The organism is Pseudomonas sp. IT-P253 (assembly GCF_949768125.1).
Lineage (GTDB): Bacteria > Pseudomonadota > Gammaproteobacteria > Pseudomonadales > Pseudomonadaceae > Aquipseudomonas.
This window is the reverse complement of record NZ_CATKPT010000009.1, coordinates 93301-112519: the sequence shown is the minus strand read 5'-3', so window position 1 is coordinate 112519 and position 19219 is coordinate 93301. Positions and strand designations below refer to the sequence as shown.

Below are 19219 nucleotides of genomic sequence, written 5' to 3'. Positions count from 1 at the left end.
CTGTTTAGACTGCCACCGTGGCGCATTGACGCCTCGGCGTGGGCGAGTCCATTCAATTACACGTTGCGTGGTGTTTTAACTACCCGGCAAACACCCAAATCCCCTGTGGGAGCGAGCCTGCTCGCGATGAGGCCCTGACAGTCAATATTGCTTTGCCTGACAGACCACCATCGCGAGCAAATCCAGCCTGAACCGAATTGAACCGCGCGTTTGCGCGTTTGCGCGCTTGATACGTCCCTGATACTTCCCCCCGATTGTGCTGTTTCCCGCGTGTTACCTCACCGCCCCAGTTGTCACTTCTGCACCGAACGCCAGGCCAATAGAGTAGGGCCTTCGGTGTGTTGCAGGAACGTGAATGCTGGCGCCCCTGCCCTGCACCGATCCCCCCATCACGGAAGAGGTGAAACCATGAGTTTCGTTAAAGTGGAAAAAAACCAGAGCAGCGCCCCGTCGGAAGTCGAGATGAAAAAGGCGATGGTCGAATCCGGCGGTGAACCGGGCGAGTGCACGGGGACCAACGCCGCCCGAACCCTGACCTACACCGGCGCGGTCAATCACACAGTCTATGAGAACAAGCTGATCGAGATTGCCAAGGGCAAGCGAACCAGCTGGAACTTCGTCTGGGCCGACGCGAAGGCAGCCTGAGGCCATGGTGGGGCGACCCTTGGGGCGCCCCGCTGTTTCATCTGTTTGATACAACCGGTTACCCGCCTGTAACGCCACGACACTTAGCCCCCCCCCGCGCCATGAACCTAGAGTGAAGCCCTCAATGGACTGACCGGGTTGACTGCCCGCCGCCCATTGATTGCCAAACACACCAACAAGGAAGAGGGAAACCATGAGCAAATCAATCGCTGTCAGCCAAAATAGCCAGCAGCTTCACAATGACGTGCAAGAAGCGGTCAAGTTGATCCTGAATGCCCCAAAGGCGCTGAAAACATCCGACTACAGTAAGGTATTGAGGTCCGCCCTGGCGGCTTCGCAAAAAACAGTCACGATCGAAATCGCCGCCGGCGACCTGACCCTGCTCAAGAAGTCTGGTTACAAGCTGTGCTTTGCCAAGAAAGTCGGCACCGAAGACTACAACGTGGTGTGGCAGTCCTATGACGCGTACCTGAGCAATAACGAATTCAGCTGGACGCCGCAATATCAGCTGTTCGCCTCCAACGTATTCAAGGCAAACGTACAAGTCAAAGTCTCGACCAACATCGTCAATATCGGTCTTGGGCAAACCTCGACACTCGATGAACACGGACTGTTGAGCTCGGCGGTAACGGGCGGTCCGGACGTTTCCATGACTTTTGTGAACGACTACGCGCCCATCCATCCGGGGATCAACCAGCTATCCACCGGCATCGATGGCAATCAGGTCAGCACCCCCATTTACGTTGCGGTGAACCAGGTGGTCACCGGTAAAACCGTGCTGACCCCCGTCGAAACCATCCTCGTGTGGTTCGAACAGAACGTACAGACCAGCACCATGTTCAGTACCTCACGCTCCAAGGCGATCGAAATCGACCTGACCTTCGATAACACCGCAGGTCGCCTTTACGAAGGCGGTCAGTGGAAAACCGTGTAACGGGTACATTGGGGCAACCTCGCGGTTGCCCCTCTTATTCGTCGATTGCGTCCCTGGCAAAATACCCCGTCAGCGACAGACAGATGGACGCCGCCAAATCCTCTTGGGTAGCGATGCCATAAGGCTGATTTCGATCAAACTGCGCCGACCAGCGAATCCGCCCCTGCGCCACATCCACCAGTCGTAACGAGGCCCGCACCCGTGCTGGCTCGACCCGCACGCTGCCTTCCAGGCAATAGCTGTAACGCCCGCCGCGTCCGATCTCTGCTGTTTTTACGCTGCTGCGCGGCACCTTCATCAACACATGATTGGCGCCGGTCTGCGTTTGCTCGAACGACTCGAACAACCGACAACTCAACTCCTCGCACAAGCCCCTGGCAAAGTCCTCGCCATCACCGGTGATGCAGGTAAACGGCTGGACCTGCAAAACCGGATGATGCGTGCCAACCTCCTTGAGTCGCAGCCGCTGATACGCCAGGCGATAACAACCGGCCGGAATGCTCAGTCGCACCGGGTCCTGCTGACCGTTGGTGGCGTAATGTGTCGCAAGCTTACGACGCAATCGCCCCACCTGCACCCGCACTACCGGGTCATCACCCGTGCAATACACCGCAGGATCACGACGAAACACGGCGATACCTATGGCATGCTCGGTTAGCGATGTATTGGAAAATTGCAGGTCGTGCTCGACCAGAAAGCGCAACAAACTGCCCATCCGCCTGGACTTGGCAAACACGGGACTGGCTAGCAACGACGCCAGCACCCGCTCTATCTCTTCACGATCGAGTGGGTCTGGAACCTCGTCCGCACTCAATTCGACCATGCGCTTGATCTCCATCGCCTGCCTCCGTGCAGGTTAACGACAGGAATAGAAGGTGTTCTCCGTGCTGACGCTCGCAACGTAAGCCAAAAAAAGCTCGGCCGCTGCAACGACGAAGCTTAGCAGCCGTGATGGAATGGGCAGGCAAATGCGCTGATAGCAACCTGACATCCGACGAACGTTAGATTTTTGATCTGTAAAAGCTATAGGACATTTCCCAGTGTGGCGAAGGAGCTTGCTCCCGCCGGGCTGCGAAGCGCCCCCAATTCCTGCCGAACTTTTAAACAATACCCAAACCCTGTAGCAGCTGGCGAAGCCTGCGTTCGGCTGCGTAGCGGCCGTAAATCCGGCATATGGCGTACAACTGACACACCGCGACGTCCAATACCGAGACTGCTACGTCCAAACGCGACCCGAGCCGAACGCAGGCTTCGCCAGCTGCTACAAAAAACGTGCTGTCGTCCTACACCCTCATTTGCGGACACCAAAATCGCCGCTTATAGTTCCCCCGTCGCTGACATTGTCGGTGGCAGGGATTCGCAGCCCAAAGAGAAAACCACCCAGCAACGTCAGGCACGACACAGGCAATTTTCGTCTGTTGAGCGTCTCAATGACGTTGATGTTTATCTTTTAGGACTAGAAACCATGACAACCCAAAACCCGCCCCGCCGCTTCACCCCCATGTCCCAATTCGCCACCGACTACCCCGTCCTCCTCATCGACAGCGACGCCCCCATCCGCGAACTCCACAACGTCGTCAGCGAGCGCCTCAACGCCGTCCCCCCCTACCTTCAGCTCATGGGCTGCACCAGCCTCCCCGACTATGCCGAAAACGACATCAACACCGTCGCCAACATTGCACGGATCCTGCTCCAGGATGTAAGCGATGTGTTTCGGGTGATTGAGCAGCGAGGGTTTAAGGCACCCAAGGGATAGTCACCAGCTCTTGAACCGCAGCAACCCTCGTCGTTGCGGTTTTTTCACTTCAACACACGTTGTAACGGTCGTTTTCTTTTCAGTGAACAGGTTTCAGGAGATCGTTACATATAGCTATCGGGCAGAAGGAGCCTGCATCTCAAGGTGGAAAATCTGTCCCTTCACACAGTAGTCAAGGCGCGTACACTACCGAGGAAATTCATATGGACCTGATGACGTTCGAAAGCCCGCCTAATGCAGTACTATCCGGGCTAGAAGCACTAGAGCGCTCGCTCACGCGGAGAATCCCGATGACTTCAAAACCCAAAAAGCTTTCGGATAAGGAGATGGATGCTCTGGAGCTCCAGATACCCGAGCTCGCTCAAAGAGCCACCGAGGCTGCTTACGCTCGCGCATTGTTAGTGAGCGATAGCGTACTTTGCGTCGACTCTGACGATCTGGTAAGGATCTCACTTGATGGCAGCAAGACCGTTGTAGCCAAAGCCAAGCCGCGCCGCAAAGTCAAAGTAGGTGAGGTGATCACAGTGCGCCGTATCGACGATCAAACGGCTGGTGATCGTGCCTAGGTTTCGGGTATTTGCGGGGCCGAACGGGTCAGGAAAAAGCACCATTAAGGGAGAAATTGACCCCACCCTTATCAAAATGTACGTGAATGCCGATGACCTTGAGAAGGAAGCAAAAGCTAGCGGGTTCGTCGACTTGGCTACCTTTGAAGTGACCACTACGCTGTCCAAGTTACTCACGTTCCATGCCGAACACTATCTGATAAAAAACAAAGAGCTCAGCGATACAGTCAAACAAATTGGTTTGCTGGGTACTAAAGTTGATTACAGAAACGTCGAGGTCAATTCCTATCTGGCTTCCGTGATATCGGACTTCATTCGCCAGCGCCTGCTTGAAAAAGGTGTGAGTTTTACCTTCGAAACGGTGATGTCACATCGCAGCAAGGTCGACTTCATGGGAGAGGCGCAGGCTCGCGGTTATCGGACATACCTTTACTTCGTTTCGACTGAAAACCCGGCCATCAACATAGACCGCGTAGGAATCAGAGTACGCGAAGGTGGACATCCCGTGGCACCTGAAAAAGTGAGCGAACGGTATCACAAATCTCTGGGCCTTCTGCCAGACGCCATTGCAGTCAGCAACCGGGCGTACATCTTCGATAACTCCGGCGGCAGTACGGTTCTTCTGGCGGAGATTACAGATGGAATAAGCCTTGAATTTCGCACTGACGAAGTCCCGGATTGGTTCTTCGAGTCTTATGTCGATAAAGTCGAAACTACTTAACAACTTAGAAAAAGAAGCATGGAAAATTTAAAATACCAACTGAAAAACGGTGACAGATCTACTTGCTAAATAGATCTGCCACCTTTTTTACTGACACACAGTGACTTCCAATACTGTGACTGCTACACAGCCGAACGCAGGCTTCGCCAGCTGCTACAAAAACCGTGCTGTCGTCCTACACCCTCCAATTTCGCCACCGACTACCCCGTCCTCCTCGTCGACAGCGACGCCCAAATCCTGCTTCAGGATGTGAGCGATGTGTTTCGGGTGATTGAGCAGCGTGGGTTCGAGGCGCCCAAGGGGCAGTAACTAAATTTCAGTCGTAAAAAAACCGCATGACTGCGGTTTTTTTGCGTCCAGCTCCTACTCTAACCGTTCAAGAAAGGAGACTGATTGATTGTAATGTGCCTGTTGCCAAAGGTTGGCGAGCAGGCCTACTCCCAGCAAGTAGTTCAACGCTGCGTGCCCATTTCATAGGTCTTACGCGTCGAAGCAGTGTATTCAGGGCTACTTGCATGTTTGTCCAGGTAGTACCAAAGCTCGGACTGGGTGTCTTTGAACTTGCTAGATGTTGCCGCGGGACAAAACACTTTAATCTCTCCACCTCCCCCAGGCACTACCTCACTGTATCCAAGCTGCCCCTGAGTGTCGTGCAGGAGAAATCTAATGGTGCCGTTTTTGAAGCGTTCATCTGCGGGAATAAAGATTTCCAGGCCACGCTCCAAATGCTCATCGGTGACTTTGAGCCCCTGTGTACACCCCTAATTTCTGACAAAGGCAACTTAGGGTCTACATTTTCCTTGGCTTTTTTGATTTCATCTGCATTGATGGCGTTCCACATATCCAAACTCCTTTTCCGGAAAGCAGCCGTGAGAAGGCTGACCGGACAAAGGTTACAAACAGAGATAGAAAAACATAACCTGTCAAAGCTGACAGTTCCGACGGAAGGCGGCGAAAGATGGGACACCCACCATCAGCAACATTAGAGCGAACGCTGCGATTAGCCAGTAGACACGTGTATCGTTTACGACCATCGTCGGAACGCCGCCCGGAGCAGGCTCCCTCCTACAGTGGGCCGCTTACATTAGAAGTTGGCCGGGGTGTTAGCGCTGATGATTTCCGCCTCATCCGCCCCAATATTCCGAAACCGATGCGGCAGCGTCGTCGGAAAGTAATACCCATCCCCGGCATTCAGCACACTAATCTGCCCATCCACAGTCAGCTCAACCGTGCCACGCGTAACCAACCCACACTCCTCCCCTTCCGAGTGCACAATCGGCTCCTCCCCCGAACTCGCCCCCGGCGCGTATTGCTCGCGCAACAAGCGCATCTGCCGACTCGGAACCGAAGCGCCAATCAACAACAACCGCAACCCATGACGGCCGAGATCCGGCTGTTCATTGGCGCGGAACACGTATTGATGCTCGCGTGGCGGTTGGTCGAAGGTGAAGAAGTCCGCCAAGGACATGGGGATGCTTTCGAGCAGTTTTTTCAGGGAGCTGACGGAGGGACTGACGCGATTCTGTTCGATCAGGGAGATGGTGGCATTGGTGACGCCGCTACGCCGTGCCAGCTCGCGCTGGGAGAGTTTGTAGCTTTCGCGTACTAATTTGAGTCGTGAGCCCGTGTCCATGACAGCCTTATGCGAGAAAAAACTTAAGGGTTATGGGGGTGGATGGCGGGCGACTTTTGGCCGCGAAAATACCGCTTCCCTGTCCCGGAAATTTGAAAGGCGGGTATTAAATCACGTTTGGTCGTGTTGCTGTAGGAGCGAGCTTGCTCGCCATGGTGTGTCAGCTACAGAAACGTTCACTGGCGCACCATCGCGGGCAAGCTCGCCACTACAGGGGTTGTGTGGCAGCCAGGTTTTGGTTGGTTGCCGACTGGATTGCCTAGATCCCGAAACGATCGCGCAGCGCGTAGTACGCGGCGCCCATGGCGGTGAGCGGGGCCTGGAAGGTGCGGCCGCCGATCATCGGCATGTGCGGGAGCGAGGCGAAGGCGTCGAAGCGTTCGGCGTCGCCGCGGATCATTTCCGAGATCAGTTTGCCGGCCAGGTGCGAGCAAGTGACGCCGTGGCCGCTGTAGCCTTGCATGTAGTAGGCGTTTTTCTCGATACGGCCGAATTGCGGCATGCGGGACATGGTCAGCAGGAAGTTGCCGGTCCAGCGGTAGTCGATCTTCACGTCCTTCAGTTGCGGGAAGGTCTTGAGGATTTTCGGCTTGATCAGTTGTTCGATGTCGTCCGGCTCGCGCGCACCATAGACCACGCCGCCACCGTACAGCAGGCGGTTGTCGGCAGTGAGGCGGTAGTAGTCGAGCAGGTAGTTGCAGTCTTCGACGCAGTAGTTGTTTTTGATCAGGCTGCGCGCAACCTTTTCAGACAATGGCTCGGTGACGACGATTTGCGAGCCGCACGGCATGCTTTTGCGCGTGACGCGGTTGTCGAGGTCTTGCGGCAAGTAGGCGTTGCCGGCGATCAGCAGGTACTTGGCGCGGACGACGCCTTTGGCGGTGCGCACGGTGATCGGTTCGCCGTAGGTGATTTCCACCGCGGCCGATTGCTCGTAGATTTTGCCGCCCAGGCCGATGATGGCCGAGGCTTCGCCCAGGGCCAGGTTCAGCGGGTGGATGTGGCCGCCCTGCATGTCGAGCAGGCCGCCAACGTAGTTGTTGCAACCGACTTCGCGCTTGATGTCAGCCGCGTCGAGCATTTTCAGGTTTTTGTTGCCGTAACGTTCCCAGCTGCTTTTCTGCTCGGCCAGGCCTTTGAGTTGCTTTTTGTTCAGCGCGGCGAAGATGCCACCCGGGCGGTAATCGCACTGGATGTCGTAGTGTTGTATGCGCTGACGGATGATGTCGGCGCCTTCGAAGATCATGCTGCCGAGAACTTCGGCGGTCTTGTCGCCATAGCGCTCTTCAATGACATCGACGTCGCGGCTGTAGGAGTTGACCAGTTGGCCGCCGTTGCGACCGCTGGCGCCGAAGCCGACTTTGGCGGCTTCGAGCACAGTGACGCTGTAGCCCGCTTCGGCGAGGAACAGGGCCGAGGACAAACCGGTGTAACCGGCGCCGATCACGCAGACGTCGCATTCCACCAGTTCTTCAAGCACCGGAAAGTCGCCGGTGAAGTGACGGGTGGCGGCGTAGTAGCTGTTTACATGCGTTTGTTTCATAGATTTCTCCGATGGCCGCCGATACGATTCGGCGACCGCCGTTGTAGAAGTATTAGAGCTTGATCCAGGTCGCTTTGAGTTCGGTGTATTTGTCGAACGCGTGCAGCGATTTGTCCCGACCGTTACCCGACTGCTTGTACCCGCCGAACGGCGCGGTCATGTCGCCGCCGTCGTACTGGTTGACCCAGACGCTGCCGGCACGCAAACCGCGAGCGAAGGTGTGGGCCTTGCTCAGGTTGCTGGTCCAGACACCGGCGGCCAGGCCGAAGATGCTGTCGTTGGCGATGGCCAGCGCTTCTTCAGCAGTGTCGAAGGTGATCAGCGACAGCACCGGGCCGAAGATTTCTTCACGGGCGATGGTCATGGCGTTGGTCACGCCATCGAAAATCGCCGGTTCCACGTACAGGCCACCCGTGTCTTGGAGGGTGCGACTGCCGCCCGCGATCAACTGCGCACCCTGGTCTTTACCGATCTGGATGTAGCGCAGCACGTTGTCCAGTTGCCGCTGATCGACGACGGCGCCAACGGTGGTGGCCGGATCAAGGGCATGCCCCGGCTTCCAGGCTTGCAACGCTTCCACCAGCAGCGGAATGAACTGCTCGCGAATCGAACGCTCGACCAACAAGCGTGAACCCGCGGTGCAGACTTCGCCCTGGTTGAAGGCGATAGCACCCGCCGCCGCTTGTGCTGCCGCGCGCAAATCCGGCGCATCGGCGAACACTACGTTCGGGCTCTTGCCGCCCGCTTCGAGCCAGACGCGTTTCATGTTGCTTTGCCCGGCGTAGATCAGCAGTTGCTTGGCAATCGCGGTCGAGCCGGTGAAGGCCAGTACGTCGACGTCCATGTGCAACGCCAGCGCCTTGCCGACGGTGTGGCCGAAGCCCGGCAGGACGTTGAACACGCCTTTCGGTATGCCCGCATCCAGCGCCAGTTGCGCGATGCGGATCGCGGTCAGTGGCGATTTTTCCGAGGGCTTGAGGATGAACGAGTTGCCGGCGGCCAGGGCCGGGGCGAATTTCCAGCTGGCCATGATCAGCGGGAAGTTCCACGGCACGATGGCAGCAACGACACCCGCCGGTTCGCGGGTGATGAGGCCGAGCTGGTCGTGTGGTGTGGCGGCGACTTCATCATAGATCTTGTCGATGGCTTCGGCGCTCCAGCGGATCGCGTTGGCGGTCGCCGGGATGTCGATGTTCATCGAGTCGTTGATCGGCTTGCCCATGTCGAGGGTTTCGAGCAGGGCGAGTTCTTCCTGGTTGGCCAGGATCAGGTCGGCAAAGCGAATCAGGATGCGCTTGCGCTCGGCCGGGGCCAAATTGGCCCAGATGCCGGAGTCGAAGGTGCGACGCGCGACGGCGACGGCCGCATTGGCGTCAGCTTCGTCGGTGCTGGCGACGTTGGCCAGGAAGCGACCGTCGACCGGGCTGATGCACTCAAAAGTGTCGCCACTGAGTGCGCAACAGTATTGGCCGTCGATGAATGCACGGCCTTCAAGTGTTAGGGACTGGAAGCGTTGTTCCCAGTCGCTGCGAGTGTTTGTCATTGTTGTGACTCGACGCAGAGGAATAGTTGATCGATGGAAGTTGGCGTGTCAGGCGATTGCATCGTTGATCGTTGATTGTGCTGCCGTCTTCGCGGGCAAGCCTCGCTCCTACAGGTATGAGGTGTGCACACTCTTTGTGCCCGCCACATCATCCCCGTAGGAGCGAAGCTTGCTCGCGAAGGGGCCATCAGATTCAAATCGAAAATAATTGCCCCACCGCTCAGCTCATCAAACCGTGTGCAAGTACCAGTTGTACTCAAGGTCCGAGATGGAGTTCTCGAACTCGGCCAGCTCGCTTTCCTTGCACGCCACGAACACGTCGATGTACAGCGGGTCGATGTAACGGGCCATGACTTCGCTGTCGTCCAGCTCGCGCAGTGCATCGCGCAGGTTGTTCGGCAGGCTCTGCTCGTTCTGCTCGTAGCTGTTACCTTCAACCGGTGCACCCGGCTCGATTTCGTTGGTCAGGCCGTGGTGAATACCGGCCAGGACCGATGCCATCAACAAGTACGGGTTAGCGTCGGCGCCGGCAACGCGGTGCTCGATGCGCACCGAGTCGGCAGAACCGGTCGGCACACGTACTGCAACGGTACGGTTGTCGATGCCCCAGCTCGGCGAGTTCGGCACGTAGAACTGTGCGCCGAAACGACGGTACGAGTTGACGTTCGGGCAGAGGAAAGCCATCTGCGCCGGCAGGGTCTCGAGCACACCGCCGATCGCGTGTCGCAGCGCGGCGTTCTGCTCGGGATCCTCGCTGGCAAAGATGTTGTTGCCTTCTTTGTCGAGAATCGAAATGTGCACGTGCAAACCGTTGCCCGCCTGGCCCGGATACGGCTTGGCCATAAACGTGGTGTCCATCTCGTGGTCGTAGGCGATGTTCTTCACCAGACGCTTGAGCAACACCGCGTAGTCGCAGGCCTTGATCGGGTCATTGACGTGATGCAGGTTCACTTCGAACTGCGCCGGGGCGCTTTCCTTGACGATGGCGTCGGCAGGAATGCCCTGCTCTTTCGCGCCTTCGAGGATGTCTTGCAGGCAATCGACGTATTCGTCGAGGTCGTCGATCAAATACACCTGAGTCGATATCGGACGTTTGCCGGAGACCGGCGAGCGTGGCGATTGCGGACGACCGTTCACGTTGTCCTGGTCGATCAGATAGAACTCGAGTTCGAACGCAGCGCAGATGGTCAGGCCCATGTCATCGAACTTGCTCACAACCTGACGCAGCACTTCGCGAGGGTCGGCGAAGAACGGCTGGCCTTCGAGTTCGTGCATGGTCATTAACAGTTGCGCGGTTGGGCGCTTCTGCCATGGCTCGATGCTGAGGGTATTAGGGATGGGGAAGCAGATTCGATCCGAGTCGCCGATGTCCAGACCCAGGCCGGTGCTTTCCACCGTAGAGCCGTTGATGTCCAGAGCAAACAGTGACGCCGGGAGGTTAATGCCTGATTCGTAAACCTTATGAAGACTGGTGCGCTCGATGCGCTTGCCGCGCACCACACCGTTCATATCCGCAATCAGAAGGTCGACGTACAAAACCTCAGGATATTTCTTAAGGAATGCGTTTGCTTCGTTGAGTTGAACGGCACGCAGAGGGACCGACATGATGCACCTATTAGCTGTTAATTATTATGTTCACTACCCTTTCACGAGCCCAGTCAATCCGAAAGGCAAAGTGAAGTCAATAGCGAACACCTGACCTTTCAACCTTTATTTTCGGGCCTCTTTTGGGCACGAGAGTGCCAGATCAGTCTTGAGAACCGCGTAAATACTGAGCTTCGGACGTATGGCGTTTAGAATTTTTTACATGAGAGTTGTTAATTAAAATCAACAAGGCTAAGCTCCGGAAAAGCTCGTTCAAGTGTGAAACTTCGAGGTGATAAAAATGGCACTCAAGCCATTGATCGGCGTTACAGCGTGCGTCAAACAGATTGGCCTGCACCCCTACCACATCAGCGGCGACAAGTACTTGCGTGCTGTCAGCGTCGCGGCTTTGGGGCTGCCCGTCGTCATTCCTTCCTTAGGCGAACTGACCGAAATCGATGATCTGCTCGCGCAGCTCGACGGTCTGATGCTGACCGGCTCGCCATCGAATGTGGAACCTTTCCACTATCAAGGCCCGGCCAGCGCTCCCGGTACGGATCACGATCCGGCGCGGGACGCCACGACCCTTCCTTTATTGCGTGCAGCCATTGCGGCGGGCGTTCCGGTGCTCGGTATCTGCCGCGGCTTTCAGGAAATGAACGTGGCGTTCGGTGGCAGCTTGCATCAGAAGGTGCATGAACTGCCGGGCATGCTGGATCACCGCGAAGCGGACAGCCCGGAGCTGGCGGTGCAATACGCACCGGCGCATGCGGTGATTGTGCAGCCGGGCGGTGTGTTCCAGGCGCTGGAGTTGCCTGCCGAGTTCATGGTCAATTCGATTCACAGCCAAGGCATCGACCGCCTCGCGCCAGGCCTGCGTGCCGAAGCGGTTGCACCAGACGGTTTGATCGAGGCGATTTCGGTGGACCACAGCCCGACGTTCGCCGTCGGCGTGCAATGGCACCCGGAATGGCAGGTGCTTTCGAATCCTCCTTATTTGAGTATTTTCCAGGCGTTCGGTGATGCATGCCGGCGACGGGCCGCGCTGCGTAAAACGCGCTGACGTAAAACACTGACACTCAATTTACTGCCCCGTGAGCCAGACGGGCGCGCCCTTGCGCGCCCATCCCTCACGACAACGACACACCGCGATAACAACAAGTACCACCCAGGCAGCCAGGATGGCGGCGCCGAATAAGCCCGAGCGATATGGTCAAGCGAGCGCGACCCCTTGTAGGAGCGAGGCTTGCCCGCGAAGGCGGTGTATCAGACAACAATGATGTCGACTGACACTCCGTCTTCGCGGGCAAGCCTCGCTCCTACAGGGATCGCGATCGAATGACCGCCCCGGGCTTGCAATCAACTATTAAGTCAGGCCGCGTTGGCCCGACGACTGAAACCTGTTGGGAGTTTCACATGGCAAACGCCTCCAGCATTTACAGGAAGGCTTTAGAAGGTCACCAGACATCGAAAAAGGTGTTGGTGAAAGTCGACCGTGTCACCAAGAAATTCGACGAAACCACCGCTGTGGATGATGTCTCGCTTGAGATCCATCAAGGCGAAATCTTCGCCTTGCTCGGCGGTTCCGGCTCGGGTAAATCGACCCTGCTGCGCATGCTCGCAGGCTTCGAACGCCCGACCGAAGGCCGGATTCTGCTCGACGGCGTGGACATCACCGACATGCCGCCCTACGAGCGGCCAATCAACATGATGTTCCAGTCGTACGCCTTGTTCCCGCACATGACCGTGGCACAGAACATCGCCTTTGGCCTGAAGCAGGATCGTTTGTCCAACAGTGAAATCGACGCCCGCGTTGAAGAAATGCTGCGCCTGGTGCACATGACCCAGTACGCCAAGCGCAAGCCGCATCAGTTGTCCGGTGGTCAGCGTCAGCGTGTGGCACTGGCTCGCTCCCTGGCCAAACGTCCGAAGCTGCTGCTGCTCGACGAACCGATGGGTGCCCTGGATAAAAAGCTGCGTTCGCAGATGCAACTGGAGCTGGTGCAGATCATCGAGCGCGTCGGCGTGACGTGTGTGATGGTGACCCACGACCAGGAAGAGGCCATGACCATGGCCGAGCGTATTGCGATCATGCACCTGGGCTGGATCGCCCAGATCGGCAGCCCGGTCGACATTTATGAAGCACCGGTCAGCCGCATGGTGTGCGAATTCATCGGCAACGTGAACTCCTTCGACGGCACGGTTGTGGAAGACCTTGAAGGTCACGCGATCATTCACAGCCCGGACCTGGAACAGAAGATTTACGTCGGTCACGGTGTCAGCACCTCGGTGCAGGACAAGTCGATCACCTACGCGATCCGCCCGGAAAAAATGCTGGTCAGCACTACCAAACCGGACACCCGCTACAACTGGTCCCAAGGCAAAGTGCATGACATCGCCTACCTTGGCGGTCATTCGGTGTTCTACGTGGAATTGCCTGGCGGCAAAATCGTCCAGTCGTTCATGGCCAACGCCGAACGCCGTGGCGCACGCCCGACCTGGGACGACAAAGTCTACGTGTGGTGGGAAGACGACAGCGGCGTGGTACTGCGCTCATGAAAACACTCAATCAGCAGTTTATGCGGCTGATGCCGAGTGGTCGAAAGCTCGTCATCGGGATTCCTTTCCTGTGGCTGTGCCTGTTTTTCCTGTTGCCGTTCTTTCTGGTGATGAAGATCAGCTTCTCGGAAGCCGCGCTGGCCATTCCTCCCTACTCAGAGATTTACACCTACGCCGAGCAAAAATTTCAGCTGTTTCTGAACGTCGGCAACTACCTGTTGCTGACCGACGATGAGCTGTACATCTCGGCCTACCTCGGCTCGCTGAAGGTCGCACTGTTCAGCACGCTGATGTGCCTGGTGATTGGCTTCCCGATGGCCTACGCCATTACCAAGGCCAACAAAGAAACGCAAAACGTCCTGATGCTGCTGATCATGATGCCAACCTGGACCGCCATCCTGATCCGCGTTTACGCGTGGATGGGCATCCTCAGCAACAACGGTTTGCTCAACGCGTTTTTGATGTGGACCGGGCTGACCGATCATCCGATCGAGATCCTCAACACCAACACCGCCGTGTACATCGGCGTGGTTTATGCCTACTTGCCGTTCATGGTGTTGCCACTGTACGCCAACCTGGTCAAGCACGATGGCAGCCTGCTGGAAGCCGCGTCTGACCTGGGCTCGAGCAACTTCAACAACTTCTGGAAAATCACCGTGCCTCTGGCCAAGAACGGGATCATCGCCGGCTGCATGCTGGTGTTCATTCCGGTGGTCGGTGAGTTCGTGATTCCGGAACTGTTGGGCGGCCCGGAAACCCTGATGATCGGTCGTGTGCTGTGGCAAGAGTTCTTCAACAACCGCGACTGGCCGGTGGCGTCTGCCTTGGCGGTGGTGATGTTGTTGATCCTGATTGTGCCGATTCTGCTGTTCAACCGCAGCCAGGCCAAAGAGATGGAGGCACGGGGATGAAACGTTTCGGTTTTTCAAAGTTGATGCTGGTGCTCGGCCTGTCGTTTATCTACATGCCGATGCTGATTCTGGTGATCTACTCGTTCAACGCCTCCAAGCTGGTGACGGTGTGGGGCGGCTGGTCGGTGAAGTGGTACGTCGGCTTGCTCGACAACACCCAACTGATGGGCTCGGTGGTGCGCTCGCTGGAAATCGCCTGCTACACCGCGGTGGCGGCGGTAGCGTTGGGGACGTTGGCGGCGTTTGTGCTGACCCGCGTGACGCGCTTCAAGGGCCGTACGTTGTTCGGTGGCCTGGTGACCGCGCCGTTGGTGATGCCTGAAGTGATCACCGGTCTGTCGCTGTTGCTGCTGTTCGTGGCGATGGCGCAGTTGATCGGTTGGCCACAGGAGCGGGGCATCGTCACCATCTGGATCGCCCACACCACGTTCTGTGCGGCGTATGTGGCGGTGGTGGTGTCGGCGCGCTTGCGTGAGCTGGACCTGTCCATCGAAGAAGCGGCCATGGACCTCGGGGCGAAGCCGCTCAAGGTGTTTTTCCTGATCACCATCCCGATGATCGCGCCGTCACTGGCGGCTGGCGGCATGATGTCGTTTGCCCTGTCGCTGGATGACCTGGTGTTGGCGAGCTTCGTCTCCGGCCCGGGTTCGACGACCTTGCCGATGGAAGTGTTCTCGGCGGTGCGTCTGGGCGTGAAACCGGAAATCAACGCCGTGGCCAGCCTGATTCTGTTGGCCGTATCGATTGTGACCTTCATGGTCTGGTTCTTCAGCCGCCGCGCCGAGGCCACCCGCAAACGTGCCATCCAGGAAGCGATGGACCAGACCGCCAGCGAATCCTGGCAACAACCGAAAAAGCAAATGGTGGAAGCGACGGCCTAATGCCGTCGTGCCTAATACCTGTGGCGAGGGGGCTTGCCCTCCTCTCCACAGGATTTGTGTTCACTGCATGGCTGCGGTGTGATTTTGAATAAAAAGAGAAATGGAGTTGTACCGATGAAAATGTTTGGCAGGACTCTGCTGACACTGTCCTTATTGGGCGCCATGGCTACCGGCGCCCAGGCCAATGACAAGGTACTGCGCGTCTACAACTGGTCGGACTACATCGCCCCGGACACCGTCAAGAAGTTCGAGGACGAGACGGGCATCAGTGTGACCTACGATGTGTTCGACAGTAACGAAACCCTTGAAGCACGGCTGCTCGCGGGTAAATCCGGCTATGACATAGTCGTGCCGTCCAACAGTTTTCTGGCCAAGCAGATCAAGGCTGGCGTCTATCAGGAACTGGACAAGTCGAAGCTGCCCAACTGGAAGAACCTCAACCCGGTCCTGCTGAAAAACGCTGCCGCCAGCGACCCGGGTAACGGTCACGCCTTCCCGTACATGTGGGGCTCGATCGGCATTGGTTTCAACCCGGACAAGGTCAAGGCAGTGCTCGGCAGCAATGCACCGACCGACTCCTGGGACCTGCTGTTCAAACCGGAAAACGCTGAAAAACTCAAAGCGTGCGGCATCAGTTTCCTTGATTCCCCGACTGAGATGCTCCCGGCCGCCCTGCACTATCTGGGCTACCCGGTGAATTCCCGGGACAAGGATCAAATCGCCGAAGCTGAAGCGCTGTTCATGAAGATTCGGCCGTCGGTGGCGTACTTCCATTCGTCGAAGTACATCTCTGACCTGGCCAACGGCAACATCTGCGTGGCGGTCGGTTATTCCGGCGACGTGCTGCAGGCCAAGGCTCGCGCCAAAGAAGCCGGCGACACCGTGAAGATCGACTACAGCATTCCAAAGGAAGGCGCGGGCAGTTTTTATGACATGGTCGCGATCCCGCGGGACGCGGCGAACGTCGAGAACGCGTACCTGTTCATGAACTTCCTGATGCGCCCGGACATCATTGCCGAGATCACCAACAACATCGGCTACAGCAACGCCAACGCAGCGGCGACACCGTTGGTGGATGAGTCGATCCGGGATGACCCGGGGTCGTATCCATCGCAGGAAGTGATGGCGACGTTGTATGCCATTCCTGATATGCCGATTGGTGTTCAGCGAGTGATGACGCGCGGCTGGACCCGGGTGAAACTCGGTAAGTAATTACACCTGCCCCTGTAGGAGCGAGGCTTGCCCGCGAAGGGTCCGTCACATTAAACATAGAGGGTGACTGACACACCGCTTTCGCGGGCAAGCCTTGCTCCTACAGGAATACGGGCCTTACACAAACCATGTGGTTTTACCTGTTTTCCGTTCTCGCAGCGCCTTACCACCGCTGCACCTCTCTCAAGAACGGCCTCACCTGGCTTCCTCGGTCAAGGTGAATTTGGGCGCCCTCCTCGGGCGCTTTTTTTATGATGGAACCAATGGCCACTCGGCCAGCGCCCGATAACGGCCCTTATGGGATTCGTACAAGGTAAAGTGATCGACGCGCAGGACAAACTCGGGGGGCGTAGCCGATTCCGGGACTGGCACCCGGTAGTCACGCATCAACGTCAGGTGCGGCCGAAACTCTTTGGATGACTCCTCGAACCCAAACGGCAACATCGCCTGTTCCAGCGCATACACCAGCCGCAGCAACTCCGCCGGCGCCTGCTCCGAGGCAAGCACCAACACCCCGGCCCTGCGCCAGGCATCCAGCCGATCAAGCGTCACCTGCAACGGCACTCCCGGCACTCGAACCTTCGCGGCAGCCGTGCAGACTTCCGCGATCTGCGCCACGCCAACCGAGCCCAGAAACATCAGGGTCAGGTGGAAATTTTCTGCGGGAACCGTGCGCCCGCTCCGAAGCTGAAGGGCGCTGCGCCATTGGGCAACGGCCTTGCGCTGCTCGAGCGGGCAGTTCAACGCAAAAAACAGCCGTTTGGACGGCTCATGGGTTTCGTCGCTCACGCCTGGCACCTCCTGACATGCACGTTATAGTTGAACCAACCGAACACACGGGACGGGGCCATGCGAGAGATCATCAGCAAAGAGCCGTGGTGGGCAGTGCCACCCAAACCCGGTCAGGATGAGTCCGAACTGGACTGGGGCTGGCTGGTTCACTATAGCGAAGGTGAGCCGCGCTTCGAGTTCGTCAAAGAGCGGCCGACGGACAATGAGATCCGCAATCGCAAGAGTTGCAGGATCACGCCGACGCCGGAATGATCCTGACGTTTGGTTTCAGGCTTGCACGATCATTTTAAAACCACCGAACACCATGCGCTGGCCATCAAACGGCATCGGATTGACGTCCGGTTGCATCCGTGGATCGGCCATCATTTTCTGCATGCCTGCCTCGCGGGTGGCCTTGTCTGGCCATATGATCCAGCCAAACACCACCGTTTCGTCTTCCTTGCGTTTCACTGACATGGGAAACGAGGTCACTTTGCCTTCGGGCACATCGTCGCCCCAGCACTCGGTGACGCTAAGGGCGCCGTTTTCCTTGAAAATGGCAGCGGCGATTTCAGCGTGTTTCTTGAAGGGTTCGCGGTTGGCGGTCGGTACGGCAGCGATAAAGCCATCAACGTAAGACATGGTCATTCTCCTGTTGGGGGTAGAGGATCAATCTGAGGGTTAGTCGATTCGGTCGGGCTCAAATCGACAGCTCCCGCGTTCGCACCGACCGACGGTTCGACGCTCCCCGCCAGATGCCCCTCGATCTGCGACGCCATGTATAACGTGCCAGCCATTACGCCAGTCGTCGGGTTTTGCACCATCTTCAGCCAGGCCTTGTCGAACGTATTGCCCAGACTGCTGCGAATCAGCTTCTCACTGTCAGGCCGGTCATTGGACTCAATGATGGCGCGAACCCCTGCAACACCCACGGTGATCAATCCCCCGACGAGTTTGCCCGCCGCCGCCGCCACGGCGCTGGCCGCCCCCCGCGGGGCCATTTCGGCCTCCATCCGCTGGCTGGCACGCTTGGCCACCGGTGCCATGGCGGTGTCTGTCGACGCGACCCCTTTGTCGCCGCCCGCCGTGTGGATCTTGTCGATCAGCGCCGCATAGGCCGGCAATGTATTCAGCGGTGCGGTGTGCACGACTTGATACAACGACGCGTCGCGAGCAGGGGGCGGCCCGAGCGCAATCGCAGGAACTTTCTGGATACGCGCGTTAAGCTGATCCATCGGCACACCGTGGCGCTGGGAGATTTTCTGTAGTTCTTCCTGAAGAATGTCCACGTAGAACGCCGTCGCCATGCCGAGAATCGCGTCGGGATCGATCTCCAGCGCAACCGGCGCCAATACACGCTCTCGGTATTGTTCCAGCAGATAGGCTGCCAGGCGTTTGGCCGCGGCGTCCTGCTCGCCCTTGGCGCTGATGGTGTACCAGCTGACTTTCATCGACATCCACTCCTGGGTCCAATAACTGCTGAACCAAGGAATGAACTTCTCTTCGGTCATTTCATAGACCCGCGTTCGCCAGTAATCCATGGCACCGTGCGCGTAGATTTTTGTCTGCTCGGTGGCCGATTGCGACGCGGCGACAATCTCCCGATCCACCTGCTGCCAAGTGCTCTGGGAGACGATCACCGGCGGCGGCGCCGGGGCACGCACAGGCGTGGCGCATCCCGCCAACACCACCAGCACGGCGACGATCAGCGAACGCAGCTTCAAGATCGCGGTTCTCTCGGGTTGAAATCAGATCGAGGGTTTCATGCTTGAGTATAGTGCTGGACCGTAAGAGCATCGCGAGCAAGCTCGCTCCCACAGGGAGTCAGCATTCAAACACGGACCATTGTGGGAGCGAGCTTGCTCGCGATGAGGCCCTGAAGAACACCGAAAAAACTAACCATCATTGGCGTCGATATTCACCATCGCCGCGAATGCCTTTCGCTCAATACCCGTCAGCG

The 19219-nt window shown here is 57.6% G+C and carries 20 protein-coding genes; 12 read left to right on the top strand and 8 right to left on the bottom strand.

Going from position 1 to position 19219, the window contains the following annotated elements:
- Positions 1 to 408 precede the first annotated feature (408 nt).
- On the top strand, positions 409 to 645 hold the full coding sequence (locus ACM6IR_RS05280; RefSeq protein WP_414906712.1) for a hypothetical protein: 237 nt from the start codon (positions 409 to 411) through the stop codon (positions 643 to 645).
- A 193-nt stretch (positions 646 to 838) separates the two neighbouring features.
- Positions 839 to 1579 carry a hypothetical protein gene (locus tag ACM6IR_RS05275; RefSeq protein WP_414906711.1) on the top strand — a complete coding sequence of 247 codons (741 nt, stop codon included), beginning with the start codon at positions 839 to 841 and terminating at the stop codon, positions 1577 to 1579.
- 34 nt (positions 1580 to 1613) lie between these two features.
- Here ACM6IR_RS05275 and ACM6IR_RS05270 read toward each other — a convergent pair whose 3' ends face one another.
- On the bottom strand, positions 1614 to 2417 hold the full coding sequence (locus ACM6IR_RS05270) for a hypothetical protein (RefSeq protein ID WP_414906710.1): 804 nt from the start codon (positions 2415 to 2417) through the stop codon (positions 1614 to 1616).
- A gap of 627 nt (positions 2418 to 3044) precedes the next feature.
- Here ACM6IR_RS05270 and ACM6IR_RS05265 point away from each other — a divergent pair.
- The 4 genes from ACM6IR_RS05265 to ACM6IR_RS05250 all read left to right on the top strand — a co-directional run bounded on the left by ACM6IR_RS05265 (position 3045) and on the right by ACM6IR_RS05250 (position 5608).
- Complete coding sequence (locus ACM6IR_RS05265; protein ID WP_414906709.1) at positions 3045 to 3335, top strand: fructose-bisphosphate aldolase; 291 nt, start codon at positions 3045 to 3047, stop codon at positions 3333 to 3335.
- Positions 3336 to 3538: 203 nt separating this feature from the next.
- Complete coding sequence (locus ACM6IR_RS05260) at positions 3539 to 3901, top strand: hypothetical protein (RefSeq protein WP_414906708.1); 363 nt, start codon at positions 3539 to 3541, stop codon at positions 3899 to 3901.
- Positions 3888 to 4622, top strand: a complete 735-nt coding sequence (locus ACM6IR_RS05255; RefSeq protein ID WP_414906707.1) for a zeta toxin family protein — start codon at positions 3888 to 3890, stop codon at positions 4620 to 4622. Before ACM6IR_RS05260 ends, ACM6IR_RS05255 begins: the two co-directional genes overlap by 14 nt.
- A gap of 515 nt (positions 4623 to 5137) precedes the next feature.
- Positions 5138 to 5608, top strand: a complete 471-nt coding sequence (locus ACM6IR_RS05250; protein ID WP_414906706.1) for a hypothetical protein — start codon at positions 5138 to 5140, stop codon at positions 5606 to 5608.
- Between the two features lie 98 nt (positions 5609 to 5706).
- Here the strand turns inward: ACM6IR_RS05250 and ACM6IR_RS05245 are convergent, their stop codons facing one another.
- The 4 genes from ACM6IR_RS05245 to ACM6IR_RS05230 all read right to left on the bottom strand — a co-directional run bounded on the left by ACM6IR_RS05245 (position 5707) and on the right by ACM6IR_RS05230 (position 10946).
- On the bottom strand, positions 5707 to 6255 hold the full coding sequence (locus ACM6IR_RS05245) for a cupin domain-containing protein (protein WP_414906705.1): 549 nt from the start codon (positions 6253 to 6255) through the stop codon (positions 5707 to 5709).
- 259 nt (positions 6256 to 6514) lie between these two features.
- On the bottom strand, positions 6515 to 7798 hold the full coding sequence (locus tag ACM6IR_RS05240; protein WP_414906704.1) for an NAD(P)/FAD-dependent oxidoreductase: 1284 nt from the start codon (positions 7796 to 7798) through the stop codon (positions 6515 to 6517).
- 52 nt (positions 7799 to 7850) lie between these two features.
- Complete coding sequence (locus ACM6IR_RS05235; RefSeq protein WP_414906703.1) at positions 7851 to 9341, bottom strand: aldehyde dehydrogenase; 1491 nt, start codon at positions 9339 to 9341, stop codon at positions 7851 to 7853.
- A gap of 228 nt (positions 9342 to 9569) precedes the next feature.
- On the bottom strand, positions 9570 to 10946 hold the full coding sequence (locus ACM6IR_RS05230) for a glutamine synthetase family protein (protein WP_414906702.1): 1377 nt from the start codon (positions 10944 to 10946) through the stop codon (positions 9570 to 9572).
- 280 nt (positions 10947 to 11226) lie between these two features.
- Here ACM6IR_RS05230 and ACM6IR_RS05225 point away from each other — a divergent pair, with 280 nt between their 5' ends.
- From ACM6IR_RS05225 to ACM6IR_RS05205, 5 genes are all read left to right on the top strand, one after another.
- Entirely contained in the window at positions 11227 to 11988 is a 762-nt protein-coding gene (locus ACM6IR_RS05225) for a gamma-glutamyl-gamma-aminobutyrate hydrolase family protein (RefSeq protein ID WP_414906701.1), read from the top strand.
- A gap of 353 nt (positions 11989 to 12341) precedes the next feature.
- Complete coding sequence (potA, locus tag ACM6IR_RS05220; RefSeq protein WP_414906700.1) at positions 12342 to 13484, top strand: polyamine ABC transporter ATP-binding protein; 1143 nt, start codon at positions 12342 to 12344, stop codon at positions 13482 to 13484.
- Between the two features lie 29 nt (positions 13485 to 13513).
- Entirely contained in the window at positions 13514 to 14395 is an 882-nt protein-coding gene (locus ACM6IR_RS05215; RefSeq protein WP_201112653.1) for an ABC transporter permease subunit, read from the top strand.
- On the top strand, positions 14392 to 15276 hold the full coding sequence (locus ACM6IR_RS05210; RefSeq protein WP_414906699.1) for an ABC transporter permease subunit: 885 nt from the start codon (positions 14392 to 14394) through the stop codon (positions 15274 to 15276). Before ACM6IR_RS05215 ends, ACM6IR_RS05210 begins: the two co-directional genes overlap by 4 nt.
- A 114-nt stretch (positions 15277 to 15390) precedes the next feature.
- Positions 15391 to 16488 carry a polyamine ABC transporter substrate-binding protein gene (locus ACM6IR_RS05205; protein WP_414906698.1) on the top strand — a complete coding sequence of 366 codons (1098 nt, stop codon included), beginning with the start codon at positions 15391 to 15393 and terminating at the stop codon, positions 16486 to 16488.
- 249 nt (positions 16489 to 16737) lie between these two features.
- Here ACM6IR_RS05205 and thpR read toward each other — a convergent pair whose 3' ends face one another.
- On the bottom strand, positions 16738 to 17277 hold the full coding sequence (gene thpR / locus ACM6IR_RS05200; protein ID WP_414906697.1) for an RNA 2',3'-cyclic phosphodiesterase: 540 nt from the start codon (positions 17275 to 17277) through the stop codon (positions 16738 to 16740).
- Positions 17278 to 17337: 60 nt separating this feature from the next.
- Between thpR and ACM6IR_RS05195 the strand changes: the two genes are divergently transcribed.
- On the top strand, positions 17338 to 17532 hold the full coding sequence (locus tag ACM6IR_RS05195; RefSeq protein ID WP_414906696.1) for a hypothetical protein: 195 nt from the start codon (positions 17338 to 17340) through the stop codon (positions 17530 to 17532).
- A 15-nt stretch (positions 17533 to 17547) separates the two neighbouring features.
- Here the strand turns inward: ACM6IR_RS05195 and ACM6IR_RS05190 are convergent, their stop codons facing one another.
- Both ACM6IR_RS05190 and ACM6IR_RS05185 read right to left on the bottom strand, forming a co-directional pair.
- The gene (locus ACM6IR_RS05190; RefSeq protein WP_414906695.1) at positions 17548 to 17901 is read right to left on the bottom strand and encodes a DUF1428 domain-containing protein; all 354 of its coding nucleotides are present in this window, start codon (positions 17899 to 17901) and stop codon (positions 17548 to 17550) included.
- 2 nt (positions 17902 to 17903) lie between these two features.
- Positions 17904 to 18983, bottom strand: coding sequence for a hypothetical protein (locus ACM6IR_RS05185; RefSeq protein ID WP_414906694.1), 1080 nt, complete (start codon positions 18981 to 18983; stop codon positions 17904 to 17906).
- Positions 18984 to 19219: the final 236 nt, after the last annotated feature.